The sequence below is a fragment of the Sorangium sp. So ce363 genome, from assembly GCF_051520435.1.
Taxonomy (GTDB): Bacteria; Myxococcota_A; Polyangia; order Polyangiales; family Polyangiaceae; genus Sorangium; species Sorangium cellulosum_B.
In genome coordinates, this window is record NZ_CP150333.1 from 4,041,480 (window position 1) to 4,056,616 (window position 15,137).

Annotated in this window: 10 protein-coding genes; 6 read left to right on the forward strand and 4 right to left on the reverse strand. The window is 72.7% G+C overall.

Features of this window, described 5'->3' with window-relative positions:
- The first annotated feature begins 324 nt into the window (after positions 1-324).
- Complete coding sequence (locus WMF12_RS15440; protein WP_437872303.1) at positions 325-3,912, forward strand: protein kinase domain-containing protein; 3,588 nt, start codon at positions 325-327, stop codon at positions 3,910-3,912.
- Positions 3,913-3,923: 11 nt separating this feature from the next.
- Here the strand turns inward: WMF12_RS15440 and WMF12_RS15445 are convergent, their stop codons facing one another.
- Positions 3,924-5,930: a PAS domain S-box protein gene (locus WMF12_RS15445; protein WP_437872304.1), complete on the reverse strand. Its 2,007-nt coding sequence runs from the start codon at positions 5,928-5,930 to the stop codon at positions 3,924-3,926.
- Between the two features lie 403 nt (positions 5,931-6,333).
- On the opposite strand from WMF12_RS15445, the gene WMF12_RS15450 reads away from it, so the two are divergent.
- A complete protein-coding gene (locus WMF12_RS15450; RefSeq protein WP_437746417.1) occupies positions 6,334-7,026 on the forward strand; it encodes a hypothetical protein in 693 nt (230 codons plus the stop codon).
- 233 nt (positions 7,027-7,259) lie between these two features.
- Here the strand turns inward: WMF12_RS15450 and WMF12_RS15455 are convergent, their stop codons facing one another.
- Positions 7,260-10,805 carry a protein kinase domain-containing protein gene (locus tag WMF12_RS15455; protein ID WP_437872305.1) on the reverse strand — a complete coding sequence of 1,182 codons (3,546 nt, stop codon included), beginning with the start codon at positions 10,803-10,805 and terminating at the stop codon, positions 7,260-7,262.
- A gap of 177 nt (positions 10,806-10,982) precedes the next feature.
- Here WMF12_RS15455 and WMF12_RS15460 point away from each other — a divergent pair, with 177 nt between their 5' ends.
- From WMF12_RS15460 to WMF12_RS15475, 4 genes are all read left to right on the forward strand, one after another.
- Positions 10,983-11,234 carry a MoaD/ThiS family protein gene (locus WMF12_RS15460; protein ID WP_276597196.1) on the forward strand — a complete coding sequence of 84 codons (252 nt, stop codon included), beginning with the start codon at positions 10,983-10,985 and terminating at the stop codon, positions 11,232-11,234.
- Positions 11,235-11,259: 25 nt separating this feature from the next.
- Positions 11,260-12,381 carry a GTP 3',8-cyclase MoaA gene (gene moaA / locus WMF12_RS15465; RefSeq protein WP_437872306.1) on the forward strand — a complete coding sequence of 374 codons (1,122 nt, stop codon included), beginning with the start codon at positions 11,260-11,262 and terminating at the stop codon, positions 12,379-12,381.
- A 78-nt stretch (positions 12,382-12,459) separates the two neighbouring features.
- On the forward strand, positions 12,460-12,975 hold the full coding sequence (moaC, locus tag WMF12_RS15470) for a cyclic pyranopterin monophosphate synthase MoaC (RefSeq protein WP_044964956.1): 516 nt from the start codon (positions 12,460-12,462) through the stop codon (positions 12,973-12,975).
- Positions 12,972-13,490 (forward strand): molybdenum cofactor biosynthesis protein MoaE, encoded by a 519-nt coding sequence (locus tag WMF12_RS15475; RefSeq protein ID WP_437872307.1) that lies wholly within the window; start codon positions 12,972-12,974, stop codon positions 13,488-13,490. The genes moaC and WMF12_RS15475 overlap by 4 nt, the downstream gene beginning before the upstream one ends.
- Before the next feature lie 29 nt (positions 13,491-13,519).
- Here the strand turns inward: WMF12_RS15475 and phoU are convergent, their stop codons facing one another.
- Positions 13,520-14,245 carry a phosphate signaling complex protein PhoU gene (phoU, locus tag WMF12_RS15480; RefSeq protein WP_044964959.1) on the reverse strand — a complete coding sequence of 242 codons (726 nt, stop codon included), beginning with the start codon at positions 14,243-14,245 and terminating at the stop codon, positions 13,520-13,522.
- Between the two features lie 20 nt (positions 14,246-14,265).
- Positions 14,266-15,129 (reverse strand): phosphate ABC transporter ATP-binding protein PstB, encoded by an 864-nt coding sequence (gene pstB / locus WMF12_RS15485; RefSeq protein WP_437872308.1) that lies wholly within the window; start codon positions 15,127-15,129, stop codon positions 14,266-14,268.
- Positions 15,130-15,137: the final 8 nt, after the last annotated feature.

The window sequence follows — 15,137 nt, forward strand, 5'->3', positions numbered from 1 at the left end:
ATATGGTTGGTGTCCTGGGCCGACAGGTCATCGCGATGGCGAACTTGCGTTGAGCGCGGCGCGTTTGCGCCGCCGGGCGGCTGCTCACCTCCATGGCGCGCATGTAGGGGGAGCGGTGCTGTCGAGCTCGCTTCTCCTGCCTCCGTTACCCGGCCAGCGGAGATGGCTCCATGCCAGTCGCCCGCTGCGGCCGTCATGGCCCTTTTTCCTCCTTGGAGCCGCGAGTTCGGCGGGGCCCCACGCGCGCCCCGCCTCGCACATCCCCTCGCCGCGGCCGTTGCTTCTCTTGCTCGGGGTTCGGCGCAACAGGTAGCCTAGGCAACGATGCAGGCCAGCGACCCGTTCGGCTGGGTGGGGTCGATCATCGACGGCCAGTTCGCCGTCGAGGCGCTGGCGGGCGAGGGAGCGTTCGGCGTCGTTTACCGGGCCCGGCACCTCGGCTTCGATTCGCCGGTCGCCGTCAAATGTCTCAAGATCCCCGCGGGTCTAAGCCCTGACCAGCAGGACGGTTTCCTCGCCAAGTTCCGCGAGGAGGCGCGCCTGCTCCACCAGCTCTCACGCCGGACGATGGGCATCGTCCAGGCGCTCGACATCGGCGCCGCCGCTGCTCCGAAGGGGCCATGGACGCCGTACATCGTCATGGAGTGGCTGGAGGGCGAGACGCTCGAGCAGGATCTCAAGCGCCGCAGCGCCGAGAAGCTCCCGCCGAGGAGCCTCGGCGACGCGATCCGGCTCCTCGCGCCCGTCGCCTCCGCCCTCGCCGTCGCCCACGACGAGAACGTGTCTCACCGCGACGTCAAGCCGGCCAACCTGTTCCTGCTCGGCGACCGCATGAAGGTGCTCGACTTCGGGCTCGCCAAGGTCTTCTCCGAGACGCCGACGTTCGCGGAGGCGCTCGTCCAGACGGGACGAACGTTCCGCGCCTTCACGCCGCAGTACGGCGCCCCGGAGCAGTTCAGCCCGCGGTTCGGCGCGACAGGGCCCTGGACCGACGTCTATGCGATGGCCCTCATCCTCGTCGAGGTCGCGAGCGGTCAGCCCGCCCTCTCGGGCGGCGACGTCATCCAGCTCTTCGTCGCCTCGAGCGACGAGGCGATCCGGCCGAGCTTCCGCGCCCGCGGGGTGAACGCGAACGCCGACGTCGAGGCGGTCCTCGGCCGCGCGCTCGCGATCAACCCCTCGCAGCGCTTCCACAACCTCGGCGAGATGTGGGCCGCCCTGGAGGCCGCCCACCGCTCCAGCGTCGTCGTCGTGGCGCGCGACACCCTGCGCGCGCCCGCCTTCGGCCCGGGCGACGCGAACGACGACGCGGATGACGGGCTGCTCGACCTCGCCGCCGTCCACCTGCCGCCGCTGCCGCCGCCGCCGGCGCTGTCCGTCCCGCCGCCGTCGCTGCCGCCGTCGTCGACGCCGTGGCGGGCGCCGGACAGCAGCGGGATGAGGGGGAGCGTGAGCTCCGATCGCGGCTCGCCGCGGACCCGGGCCGCGCTGCCGTTCGAGGGCGGTGAGCACCGGGTCTGCACCGTCCTGTTCGCCGATCTGTCCGAGGCGACCGCGCTCTCGTCGCGGCTCGATCCCGAGGACGTCAAGGACGTCGTCGACCGCTGTTATCAGGTGCTCGCGGAGCACGTCGAGCAGATGCACGGGATCGTCGAGCGGCCGATCGGCGGACGCGTCATGGCGGTCTTCGGCGTCCCTCGCTCGACGGACAGCGACGCCGAGCGAGCGATCGTCGCGGCGCTCGGCGCGCAGGCCGCGATCCCGCGCCTCACGCTGCCGCGCGCTGCGCGATCGGTCCGCCTCTCGGCGCGGTTCGGGATCGCGACGGGGCGGGCCTTCGTCGGCGTCGGGGGCTCGGCGCGGCAAGATCTCGCCGTCATCGGCGACGCGGTCGACGGCGCGGGGCACCTGCAGCAGCTCGCGCCGCGCGGCGCGATCGTGATCGGCCGCGACACCCACCGCCTCGTCCTCGGGCGCTTCCACGTCGAGCCGATCGACGCGGGCGCGAGCGCCGGCGCGGTCCGGGCGCCGCCGGCGTCCACCGCGCACGGCGCGGCGCCGCCGATCTACCGGGTGCTCGGCGAGGCGCCGCTCCACCACGCGTTCGTGCCGCCCGATTTCCATGGGCTCTCGACGCGCCTCGTCGGGCGCGGCGCGGAGATGCAGCGCCTGTGTGATCTCGTCGAGACCGCCTTCCACGAGCGGCGGCCGCGCCTCATCACGCTGGTCGGCGCGCCCGGCGTGGGACGGACGCGGATGCTCGCAGAGCTCTTGGCGGGCCTCCGCGACGGCGGCGCCGGAGGCGGCGCGCCCTCCTCGGAGCGAGGGTACGCGCTCGCGCCGCCCGGGGGGCTGCTCGTCCTGTCGGCGCAGTGCTCGGCGCTCGCGCAGGATTCGAGCTATGGCCTGGCCGGCGCGCTGCTCCGCCGCTGGTTCGGGATCCACGAGGCCGATCCGGCCCAGGTCATCCTGCGCAAGCTGCGCCGCGGCCTGCGCTGGATCCGGCTGCGCGCCGCGCGCGCCCGCGTCCGCGCCGAGCGGGAGGCCGCCGGCGCGGGGACCAGGGCCGCCGCGCTCGGGGGCGCATCGCCTATCGTGACCCGCGCGTCGTCCGTCCCGCTCCGAGGGCCGATCAGCTCGACCGTCAGCGGGCGCAGGGGAGCCGGGGCGGCGCGGTACGAGGACGACGACGAGCTCGATCCGTCCCCCTCGCTGTCGAGGCCGAGCGGGGGCAGCGACCTCGAGGAGATCCTCGCCCGGCTGGCGGCCATCCTTGGCGCGCGGCCTGCGCCCGCCGGGCTCCTCGAGGCCGCGGCGCGCGGCAGCGTGCTGGCGAGGCGCCGGATCGCCTCCGCGCTCGCGCTCCTCGTCGCCTTCGCGCTCGAGCGGACGCCGATGGTGATCGTGTGCGACGACCTGCAGTGGGCCGACGACGCGACGCTCGACCTCGTCGAGGAGCTCGTGGCGCACGCCGAGGGGCTGCCGCTCTGCATGGTGTGCACCGCGCGCCCCGAGCTCTACGAGCGCCGCCCGGACTGGGGCGTCGGGAAGGAAGCGTACGTCCGCGTCGACGCGTCGCCGCTCGCGCGGCGGCACGCGGAGGAGATGATCCGGGATCGGCTCCGCGGCGCCTCCGCGCTCGACCACGAGCTCGTGCGCGCGATCGCCGAGCGCTCCGAGGGCAACCCGCGAACCGTGGAGGAGACCCTCCACCTCCTCGTGGACGCCGGCGCCATCGAGGCCCAGGACGGCGCGTGGCACGTCCGTGACGACGCGCTCGGCGCGCTGAGCCTGCCGCCGGCGGTGCACGGCGTGGTCCAGGCGCGCCTCGACCGCCTGGACGAAGGCGCGCGCGGCCTCCTCGCGCAGGCGGCGGTCGTCGGCCGGACCTTCTGGGAGGGCGCGGTCGAGCGGCTCCGGAACGACGCCCCGCAGGCGCGCTCGCCGATGTCGAGCGAGCGCATCCTCGCGGAGCTCCAGGATCTCGATCCGCCGTTCTCGGTGCGCCACGGGGGCAGCGCGTCCACCGCCGAGCTGCTCGCGCGCCTCTGCGAGCGCCAGCTGATCCGGCTCCGCTCCCCCGCGTCGTTCCCCGGCGAGCGCGAGTACGTGTTCGTGGAGCAGGCGACGTGCGAGGTCGCCTACGAGATGCTGAGCCTCAAGATCCGCCGGCGGATCCACCTGCTCGTCGCCGACTGGATCGAGCACCGCGCGTCGAACGTGGAGGCGCGCGACGAGGGGGCCGCCCTGCTCGCCCATCACTACGAGCGGGGCGGCGATCTGCGGGCGGCCGCGGCGGCGTACGACCGCGCCGCGGCGCACGCCGCCGCGATGGGCGAGGGCGCCGCGGCGGTGCGCCACGCGGCGCGCGCCCGGGAGCTCCACGACGAGCTCGCGGCCGACGACGCGTAGGGAGGCCGCCGCTACCGCGCCTTGCCGCGCGCGCTCGGCAGCCGGGCGCCGGACACGACCAGCGCGTGGCGCAGGGCGTCCTCCAGCGCGCCGAAGGTCTCGAGCGTCCGCGCGTCGCTGCCGAGCGTCACGATGGCCTGCGCGACCCCGGGGGAGATCCCGGAGACGAGGCAGCGGCTGCCGAGCAGGCTCGCGGCCCGGGCCACCTGGAACAGGTGGTCGACCGTCGGCGTGTCCACGTCCTCCACGCCGGTCAGATCGAGCACGGCGAAGTGGGCCTGCGTGCGGACGATCTCCCCGAGCAGCTTCTCCATGACGTCCGTGGCCCGGACGCGGTCGAGCACGCCGATGATCGGCAGCACGAGGACGCCCTCCCACGCCTGGATGATCGGCGTCGACAGCGCGCGGATCGCCTCCTGCTGCTGGCGCAGGATGCTCGCGGTCCGCTCGCGTTCGGCGTTCTCCGCGGCGAGCATCCGGTTCTTGCCTTCCAGCTCCTCGGCGTACACCTCGAGGCGCTCGATCGACTGGCGCAGCTGATCTTCGAGCCGCTTGCGCTCGGTGGTGTCCCGCATCGTCACGGCGACGCCGCCCTGGATCGGCACGATCTGGTGGTGCACCCAGACGCTCGGGCGCGACGCCTGGGCGTTCGGCGCGGGCAGGCGGATCTCCTCCTCGATCGGCGCCCCCTTCCGGAGGCCGCGCAGGCACCTCTCGCGGAGGACGCCGGCCTCGACCGAGTGGACGAGCTCCGAGAGGCGCTGACCGAGGAGCTGCTCGCGCGGCATCGACGACAGCATCGTCGCGGCGCGCGCGTTGAGCCCCGTGATCACGAAGTCGGCGATCTCCTCGCTGTTGTCGCGGCGGGAGGCCAGCGTGAGGAACGCGTCCATGCTGGCCTCGACGGCCGCGTGGAAGCGCGCCTCGCTCTCCCGGCGCTGCTCCTCGGCGCGCCGGCGCTCGGTGATGTTCTCCCCCACGATGAGCGCGTTCGTGACCTCGTCCACCCCCCGGATCGCGCTGACGTGGTTCGCGTACCACGCCCGCCCGCCGTTCACCCCGAGGCCGACCACCTCGTAGCTCGCGCGGCCTCCCTCCCGGAGCACCGTCTGGAGCGCCTCCCTCACCGTGTCGTGGTACTCCGGCGACGTGAAATCGTAGAGGCTCCGGCCGACGATGCTCTCCTCCCGGACCCCGGGATACGGCCGGTTCACCGAGACGATGCGCGCGCCCTTGTCGACGACGACCAGGTAGTGCGGGATGCCGTCGTACAGCGCCCGCAGCTTCTCCTCGGACTCACGGAGCGAGATCTCGGCGGTCTTGCGCCGCGTGACGTCGCGGGCGACGAAGTAGACGAGCCCCTCGTCGAGCGCGAGCATCGCGTTCCACTCGAGCCACCGGTACGAGCCGTCCTTGCAGAGGAAGCGGTTCTCGTAGGTGATCGTCTGCGCGCCCGTCGAGAACGTGTCTGTCTCCGAGAGGGTGCGCGCCTTGTCCTCGGGGTGGATGAACTCGAGGTAGGGCCGCGCCATCAGCTCCTGGCGGCTGAACCCGAGCGTGCGCTCCCACGAGGGGCTGAGCTCCTTGAACCGCCCGTCGAGCGTCGCGGCGCCGAGCATGTCGACGGCGAGCGCGTAGAGCCGCCGCTGCTCCTTGTCCTCTTCGCGCACGACCGCGCGCAGGATCGGCCCTGCGCGGTCAGCGAGGGCGAGCCGCGCGATCTGCGTGTCGGCCTGGATGAAGTCCCCGCCCGGGCGCCGGTAGAGCCACCGAAACCGCTGCGGCTCGCCCCGGCCCGCCGCGTCGAGCCGCTGCGCGAGGCGTTCGGCGGAGGCCTGTCCGTCGGGCTGCAGGAGCGGCGCGAGGTCCGCGAGCTCCCGTCCGACGAGGCCGTCCGCGGATCCGGCGAGCAGCCGGATCGCGCTCGGGTTGGCGTCGATCACGCGGCCGTTCTCCAGGAGGAGGATCGCGTCTTCGGCCGCCTCGAATGCGGCGCGGTGCAGATCAGGCTGGCTCATCGTGGGCGCCGCAGGGGGTCAGGAGCGCCGTGCCGCCGCGTTGTCCTCTCGATCTCGATCGCCAATCAGCACCTCGAGCGGCCGCCGACACCCCCTCTCTGCCGCTGCCGCCAGCGGCGCATTGTGCAGGAAGCCTCGGTGGAGATCGAGGTCCATGAGCCCGCGCGCGGCTCGGCGCGGGGGGTTGTTGTCGTCGTCTCCTGGTCCGGGATCCGTCCGGTGCAGGCCGCTCGGGCGGTGGCATTCGAGCGCTGTTGCCTTCGTCGATGTTGTCTGCCTGCCACCCGCTGGCGACGACCTCTCGCCTGCTGCGGGCGCCGTGGTAGCGTTGGTCTGTATCGCGGGGGGTTCCTTCTGCGCTGCCTGTCGGCAGGCAGCTCTCGCGCGGTGCGAGGGGGGTGCGATGATCTCCGAGGCGTGCGGGCTCTGTGCTTGGCCAGCGAGCCTCGTCGTCGACGACGTGCAGCGGCACAAGGGTGCGCTCCTGGACATGGCGCTGCAGATGCGTGCGGACGACAAAGAGCCGCTCGCGCGCGTGGCCTTCCGGGGCGCGCTCTACTGGCAGCGCTGGCTCCTGACGAAGGAGCCTGGGCTCCACGAAGAGGCTCGGGTCGTCTCGGGGCTCGAGTTCGCCCGAGAGGCTGGCGACTGGAAGGAGGCCGATATGCTCCTTGCCCACGCCGACAGCTCGAGCGCCCTCGCCGATCTGCCGTTCGTCGATCACTGGAAGGCGCTCGTCGCGCAGCACTTGCCGGAGCAGGTGAGCGACGAGCACGAGCTCGAGGAGACGTTCCAGGAGTTCCGGCGGCACCCCAGCGAGGAGGCCGCGGAGAGCGTGCGGCGCTGCGCCACGGCCATCGCGCCGCTCGGGTCGCCCGTCCCGGTGCACAGCCTCCTGGCGCGTGTAGCGATGGATCTCGGCCAGACCGAGGAGGCGGAGTTCCACCTCGCCGCGCTCGTCGTCTGCAGGCCGCTCTGGATCCCCTACGTCGTGCAGCTGGCCGAGCACCAGGCGAAGCTCGATCTACCGCGTGCCCTCCGCACCATCGAGGACGCGCGCCGACTCTTCGGTCCCGACTTCTGGCTCCCTCTTTGAGCGGGGCTCACCCGCTTCGGATACGGGCCCATCTCGGCGTTTTCGGTGCTCAGCGCACGGGAGTGCGCCTGCGCGCCGAAAACGCCGATCTGGACCCGTCTCCTGTGCGGGTGAGACCCGCTCGGCGACGCAGCTCGTGAGAACGTCAGCTATCGACGGCCTCTGATCCCCTTGGAAAGCTCTCGTGGAGGGGAGTTGCCGTGCGCGGGCGCTCCCCGTCTCCGGACTCCGCCTCAGGTGTTCTCGAGGGTGCGCATCCAGCCGCTGATCCGCGCCCCCGCCGGCTTGGGCCAGCCCATCCGCGCGAAGCGCTCGAGGAGCTGCGGCGTGTGGTCTCCGGTGCGGCTGTCCTTGAAGGCCGCGCGCGCCGCGTCGAGCTCGCGCGCCGCCTCGTGGAAGCGCCCCTCGTGGTACGCGAGCCAGGCGAGCGTCAGGTGCCGGTGCTGCCGGGGCTCCGCCTCCGCGAGCGCCACCGCCTCGCACGCCATCAGGTGCTCGCGAGCGAGCTCCGCCTCCCCGCGGTGGAGCGCGATCTGCGCGAAGAGCAGCCGCGCCTCCACCAGGCCCCACGGATCCCCGAGCCGCTCGAAGAGCCTGCCGGCGGCGAGCGCGTGCTCCTCGGCGAGCTCCGGCGCGCCCGCGTCGAGGGCCACCATCGAGAGCAGGCGCTCGCACCCGGCCTCGCCGCGCGGGTTCGCGACGTCGCGGAAGCTCTGCCGCGCCGCGAGCGCGCCCGAGCGCGCCGCCTCGAAGTTGCCGGCGCGGTGGTCCGAGTGCGACAGCGCGAGGTCGCACTGCGCGAGCCCGAGCCGGTAGCCGATGGCGTCGAAATCGGCGTGCGCGGTCGTGAGCAGCGCGCGCGCCGCCTCCGAGGTCGCCCCGGCCTGCTCGACCATGCTCTGCAGCAGCAGGCACTGCGCTCGGCCGAGCCGATCGCCGACCTCCATGAACCTCGACGCCCCGGACGCGAGCACCGCCCGCGCCCGCGCGTGCTCGCCGAGCAGGTAGTCGATCTCGCCGAGCAGCACCTCGCACTGCGCCTGCCCGTGGCCGTGGCCGATCTCGTCGAAGATCGCGTGCGCCCGCGCCACGAGCCGCCGGCCCTGCGCCTCCGCGCCGAGGTCCGACGCGATGTGCCCGAGCAGGCGCAGGCAGTGCGCCTGGTTCTCGCGGTCGCCGGCTTGCTCGAAGATGCGCCGCGCGTCCTCCGCGTCGCGCCGCGCCTCGTCGAGCCTCCCCGCCAGCCGCAGCGCCTCGCCGCGGAAGCGCAGCTGCGTCCCGAGGCGCGTCCCCGTCAGCACGGGCCGCGCGTCCACCCCGCCCCGGAGGCCCGGGCGCGAGTCGCTCCCCCCGGGCAGCTTGCCGTCGAGCACGGCGAGATCGCGGAGCGTCGCCGCGATGTCGCGCGAGCTCTGCCAGTGCGCCGCCACGTGCGCGTGCATGAGCGCCGCGGCCTCGTCGGTGTCGCCGGCGCGCAGGAGGCTGACGACCCGGTGCCGGAGGATTCGGCGGCTCGACGCGGCCGGGTGCGCCCCGAGCGCGTCGGCGGCGGCGCGGAACACGCGGGCCGCGTCCGGCTCGAGGAAGAGCTGCGAGAGGAGGTGCTCCTGGAGCAGCGCGTGCGGCCAGCGCAGGCGATCGCCCACGGCGAGGAGGATCTGGGCGCGCTGCATGGACGCGAGCGCCCGGTCCGCCGAGATATCGAGCGAGGTGAGCAGCGCGCGCAGGATCTCGCGCCGGATGTCGCCGCCGAGCGCGGCGGCGGCGCGCGCGCCGGTGCGGAGCTCCTCGGGCAGCGCCGCGAGGCGCTCTTCCCAGAGGTCGGCGGTCGTCGCCGCCTGCACGGCCATCGACGCCCTCGGCACGAAGTACTTGCCCGCGCGGAGCTGGAGGTGCCCGCCGCCCGCCCACGCGTGCAGCAGCTGCAGCGCGAAGAGCGGGTTCCCCTTGCTGCGGGCCGTCGCCGCCTCGGCCGCCGCGTCGTCGAGCGGAAGCGTCTCCCGGAGCAGCGCGTGCGTCTGCGTGGGGTTCAGCGGGGCGACGTCGAGCCGCTCCCCGACGTAGGCCGCGAGCGCCCCCTCGATCCGCCTCGCCGCCACCGGATCGCACTCGACCGCCTCGCTCCTGACGGTCGCCACGACGAGCAGGCCCAGGTTCGGCGCGTCGCGGTGGAGCGTGAGGAGCCCCTCGAACGTCGTCGACGAGGCGTAGTGCAGGTCGTCGAGCCAGAGCAGCACCGGCCGGTCCCGGCCGATCCTCTCCAGCGTCTTGCGGATGATCAGCCAGCGGAGCTCGGGGCGATCCAGGCGGAAGCGCTTCCCCGTCGGGCCGACCGCCTCGCTCCCCGGGGGCGACGGCTTGATCCACTCGGCGGTCGCCGCGACCCACGTCTTGCCGACCTCGTCCTCGGGCGGGACCTCCCAGAGGTTCATCAGCACCTTCTCGACGATCTCGCGCTCGGCCCGCTCCAGCCGGTAGTGCTGGGTCACCGCGCCGAGCACGCCGTCGAGCGGCGCCGCGATGCGCCGGTAGCGCGCGCGGAGCGGCACCATGAGCGCCCGCTCGTGGACCTCCTCGCAGAGCCACTCGGCCAGCCGGCTCTTGCCGACGCCGGCCTCGCCCGCGAGCAGGACGAACCGGTGCATCGCCTTCGGCGCGTCGACCATCTCGGCCACGACCTCCATGAGCCGCGCCCGCTCCCCGGTCCGCGCGACGAACGGGCTCGGCCGGAGCGCGAGCAGCCCGGTGGTCGTCACGGAGGGCGGCGGGTCGTCGTCTGGAGGCTCGATGAGCTCGGGCGTGAGCAACTCCTTGCGGCTCGGGGGCAGACGGCCGCTCGTCAGGAGGGCGATCGGCAGCGGCGTCGCGGTCACGTTCGCGTTGTTGCGCGGTTCGAACCGCTTCCACACCCGCCGCGCGTCGCCCGCGAAGTCGAAGCGGTGCCAGGGCCGCTTCGCGAGCAGCCGCTTCGCGAACTTCGCGACGTCGCCCGGCACCGGCGGGGGGAGCGGCAGGTCCGGGATCGACGCGCTCCGGTGCTGCTGGAGGAGCTCGTCGTTGTTGCCGTCGTAGACCTCGCCGCCGGCGAGCAGGGCGTAGAGGATGCAGCCGAGCGCGTAGAGGTCCGTCGGCGGTCCGACGTGGGGCGCCGCGAAGCGGATCTGCTCGGGCGCCATCCAGCCTGGGGTGCCCGCGCCCCAGCGCACCGTGGGTTCGCTCTCCCTGGAGCCGTCGAGCCGGTGATCGACCCGGTCCTGGATGAGCCAGGCCAGCCCGAGGTCGAGCACGTGCACGAGCGGCGGCTCGCCCCCGTGCTGCAGATCGACGAGGACGTTGGACGGCTTCAGATCCCCGTGGATCACGCCGCGCGCGTGCGCGTGAGCCAGCGCGCCGAGCACCTGGTCGATGACGCTCCAGATGATCGGCCAGGGCAGCGGGTCCTCGAGCCGCGCGAGGTAGAGCCACTCGTGGAGCGATCGACCTGGGACGGCGTCCATCACGAGGTACGGCGTCCCGTTGGTGAGCGCCCCGAAGTCGCGGGCCTTGACGAGCGCCGGATGGGAGAGCCCGGCGAGCGCCCGGGCTTCCTCCTGGAACCACCAGGCGTCCTCGGGGCGGGCCGCCGCGCCTGGCCGGTCGAGCAGCTTCACGGCCACGCGCTCGTCGATCACGAGATCGCGGCAGAGATAGACGACCCCCATGCCGCCGCGGCCCAGCTCTCGGCGGACCTGATAGCGACCGGCCAGGATCGTGCCCGGTAAAAAGCCTTCTTCCGACATGACGGTGAGCCGCCCGATGATAGCCGTGCCGGCCGGGCTCGGTAGACTCGAATCTCGCCAGGGGCCAGGGGCCAGGAGCCAGGGGCCAGGGGCCAGGGCCCAGGCGCCTGGGCGGCCCGAGGTCGCTCGGCGGCAGTTCGTCGTGTCGGGTCCGCGGAGCGATGCTAGGTTGCGGTGATGGATGCAGCGGTACGCGTGCTTGCATTCGCTGGCGCGAGGGATGTGCTGGGTACCGGAGAAGTGGCGCTGCCGCTGGCTGGCCCCTGCACCGCAGCGGAGCTCCTGGAGCACGTCTGTGCTCGTTATCCGGGGCTCGGCCCCTACAAGGGATCCATCCGGGTGGCGGTGAACGGCGTCTATGCGACGCCGAGCGATCCTGTAGGTTTCGGTGACGAGGTCGCGCTGATCCCGCCGGTGGCGGGCGGCTAGCGAGAGGACCCGAGAGGGACGCGCCATGGCTTCTTCTATCGGCGGCCTCGATCCTGCGCGCAATGCGGGCGACGCATCGGCTCAGCGGCGGCGATCGCTGCCGCTCGTCGGCGGCGGAGACGCTGGCCGACGCGCCGCCGTGATCCCGTACCGCGACGGCGCCCGCGAGGCAGCTGGCGAGCACGCGGGGCCCGCGCCGCGGAGCGCGCGCATCTCGGTCACGGATCGGTGCGACTTCGCGTGTACCTACTGCCGCCCGTCGCGGCACGACGGCTACGCCGACGGCAAGCTCATGACGGCCGCCTGGCGCACCATGTTCGAGGCGCTGCGCGACGCCGGCGTCCGGCGGGTGCGCCTGACCGGCGGCGAGCCGCTGCTCCACCCCGAGATCGTGTCGATCGTCGGGTGCCTCGCCGCGCTCGGCTTCGAGGATCTGGCCCTCACGACGAACGCGTCGCAGCTCGCGCGGCTCGCCGGGGCGCTGCGCGCCGCCGGGCTGCACCGGCTGAACGTCTCGATCGACACCCTCGATCCCGGGCGCTTCGGCGAGATGACCCGGGGCGGCGAGCTCGCCCGGGTGCTCGACGGCATCGACGCCGCGATCGCGGCGGGCTTCTCGCCGATCAAGCTGAACACGGTGGTCCTCCGCGGCGTGAACGACGACGAGATCGAGCGGCTCGCGCTGTGGGCCTGGGAGCGCCGGATGGTGCCGCGCTTCCTCGAGGTGATGCCGATCGCCGAGGGCGCTCGGCTCGTCGGCAAGCACCTCGTCACCGCGGCCGAGATGAGGGCGCGCCTCGCCGAGCACCTCCTCCCGGAGGAGGCGGCCGCCGAGCCCGGCCTCGGCCCGGCCAGGTACGTCCGCGCTCGCCGCGACCCGTCGCTCCGCGTGGGCTTCATCACGGGCACCAGCGACACGTTCTGCGAGAGCTGTGATCGCCTGCGCGTCTCCTCGACGGGCGTGCTCCGGCCGTGCCTCGCCACCGACGATGGCGTCGACGCCTCGCGCGAGGCGAAGCTCGGCGATCACGCGGCGATCCGCCTGCGCCTGGACGAGGCGTGGCGCCTCAAGCCGGACGGCAAGGTCTGGAAGGGCTGCACCGAAGAGACGGCCTCCGCGGTGTCGATCCGCGCGATCGGCGGCTGACGGAGCGGGCGGATCCGTGCGGGACCGGATCACGTTCGGCTTCCGGTCCTCACGGCTGCCGTGTCAGATTCCGGGGCGATGCCGCGAACCCCTGATCGACCCGGCGAGGGCGAAGCGCTCTCGACTCACCTCTCTCCGAGCGGCGAGGCCCGCATGGTGCCTGTCGAAGGCAAGCCCGTCACGCACCGCCGCGCGGTCGCGTCCGGCGCCGTCATGATGCGCCCCGAGACGATCGCCCGGGTCGCGCGCGACGACGCCCCGAAGGGCGACGTGCTGGCCGCGGCGCGGATCGCCGGGATCATGGCGGCGAAGCGCACGCCGGAGCTCATCCCGCTCTGCCACGGCATCGCGCTCACGCACGTCTCGGTCTCGCTCGACGTGGACGAGCCCTCCGCGACGATCCGGGTGACCGCCGCCGCGGAGGCGGTGGATCGCACAGGGGTCGAGATGGAGGCCATGGTCGCGGTGAGCGCCGCGTGCTTGACGATCTACGACATGCTTAAGGGGATCGATCGCGAGATGGTGATCTCGGACATCAAGCTCCTCGAGAAGAGCGGGGGCCGCTCCGGCCATTTCCAGCGGAGCGCGCCGTGAGCCGGATCCGCGCCGAGCCGCTCGGTCTCGACGAGCTCATCGCCGCGGTGTCTCACCCTGGCGCGGGCGGCATCGCCACGTTCCTGGGCGTGGTGCGCGACGTCAACGAGGGCCGTTCGGTCACGCTGCTGGAGTACGAGGCCTACGGGACGATGGCCGAGGCCGAGCTCGAGCGGATCCTGTCGGAGATCGCCGCAGAGCTCCCTGGCGTGCGCGTCGCCGCGACGCACCGGGTAGGCGCGCTCCACGTCGGCGATGTCGCCGTCGCCTGCGCCGCGAGCGCGCCGCACCGGGGAGAGGCATTCCGCGGGTGCCGCCTGCTCATCGACCGCATCAAGGAGCGCCTGCCGATCTGGAAGCGTGAGCACGGGCCGGACGGCCCCTACTGGGTCGGATGGGAGGACGCCCGCTGCGCCGGCGAGCACGGGCACGAGGTGCCCCACGGGCACACGCACGGCGACGAGGAGCCCCACGGCCACGGTGGGACGGCGCCTCCGGCCAGCGCTGGCGCCTAGCGCAGGCGCCGGCCGGGCGGCGCTGGCGCCTAGCGCAGGCGAAGCCCGGCCGGCGGAGGCGAGGAGAGCGGGTCGTTCTCCTTCAGGCGGTTGTGGTGCCGGATGTCCGTCCCCTTGACGAGGAAGACGACCGACTCGGCGATGTTCATCGCGTGATCGGCGATGCGCTCCAGGTACTTGGCGATCGACTGGATGCGTGTGGCCCTGTACACCGTGCTCGGGTCGCGGCTCATGACGAGGAGCACCTCCTGGAAGATGCGGGCGTAGTGCTCGTCGATCACGTCATCGCGCGTGAGCAGCTGGTTCGCTCGCTCGCAGTCGCGGGCGACCAGCGCGTCCAGCGCCTCGTGCACCACCTCGATCGCCTCGTCCGCGAGGCCTTGCAGATCCGCCACCGGCGCGAGCGGCGGCTCCTCGTTGAGCTCCTGCACGCGCTCGCAGACGTTCACCACGAGATCGCCGACCCGCTCCAGATCGGTGACGATCTTGAGCGCCGTGGTGACGAAGCGCAGGTCGGACGCGACGGGCTGGCGCGTCGCGAGGATCCTCATACAGAGCTCGTCGACCTCGCACTCGAGGCGGTTGATCCGGCGATCGAGCCGGATCGTCGCCTTGGCGAGGCCCGTGTCGCGCGTCGTGAGCGCGGTCGAGCCTTTCTGGATCATCTCCTCGACGAGGCTGCCCATGAGCAGCAGCTTCTCGCGAAGCGTGCGTAGCTCGTGCTCGTAGACCTTGCTCGTGTGCGACGTCGGCATGATTCTATCCCCCGCTTCCATCAGCCGAACTTCCCGGTGACGTAGTCTTCCGTCTTGCTCTCCTTGGGGTTGGTGAAGATCGTCTGGGTCCTGTCGAACTCCACCAAGTCCCCCATGTAGAAGAAGGCGGTATAGTCAGAGCACCGCGCGGCCTGCTGCATGTTGTGTGTTACGAGCACGCAAGTATATCGCTCTTTCAGCTCGTCGATGAGCTCCTCGACGCGCGCGGTCGCGATGGGATCGAGCGCCGAGCACGGCTCGTCGAGCAGGATCACCTCCGGCTCCACCGCGAGGACGCGGGCGATGCAGAGCCGCTGCTGCTGGCCGCCCGAGAGGGATAGCCCGGACTGATCGAGCTTGTCCTTCACCTCGTCCCAGAGCGCCACCTGGCGCAGGCACTTCTCGACGAGGCCTGTGGGATCCTTGACGGAGATGCCGTTCAGCTTGTGTCCGGCGAGGACGTTCTCGCGGATGGACATCGTTGGAAACGGGTTGGGTTTCTGGAACACCATGCCGACGCGGCGCCGCAGCCGCACCGGGTCGACGGCTTTGTCATAGATGTTCACGCCGTCGATCATGACGGAGCCCTTCGCCGAGGCCCCGGGCACCTGCTCGTGCATCCGGTTGAGACAGCGCAGGAACGTCGACTTCCCGCACCCGGACGGGCCGATGACCGCCGTGACCTGGCCGTCGGGGATGTTCAGCGTGATGTCGTGGATGGCGTGGAACTTATGAAAATAGGCGTTGAGCCGCGTGACGCTGATCTTGGCTGGCGGCGCCTCGTCCTCTGGCTCCATGGAGCGGCTGTCGATGCCGTCCGTGTCGAGCCCGCTGCGACGTTCCCCGGACCGTACTTTGTTGTGCAGTGAGTCAAACGAGCTCATCGAGTGCC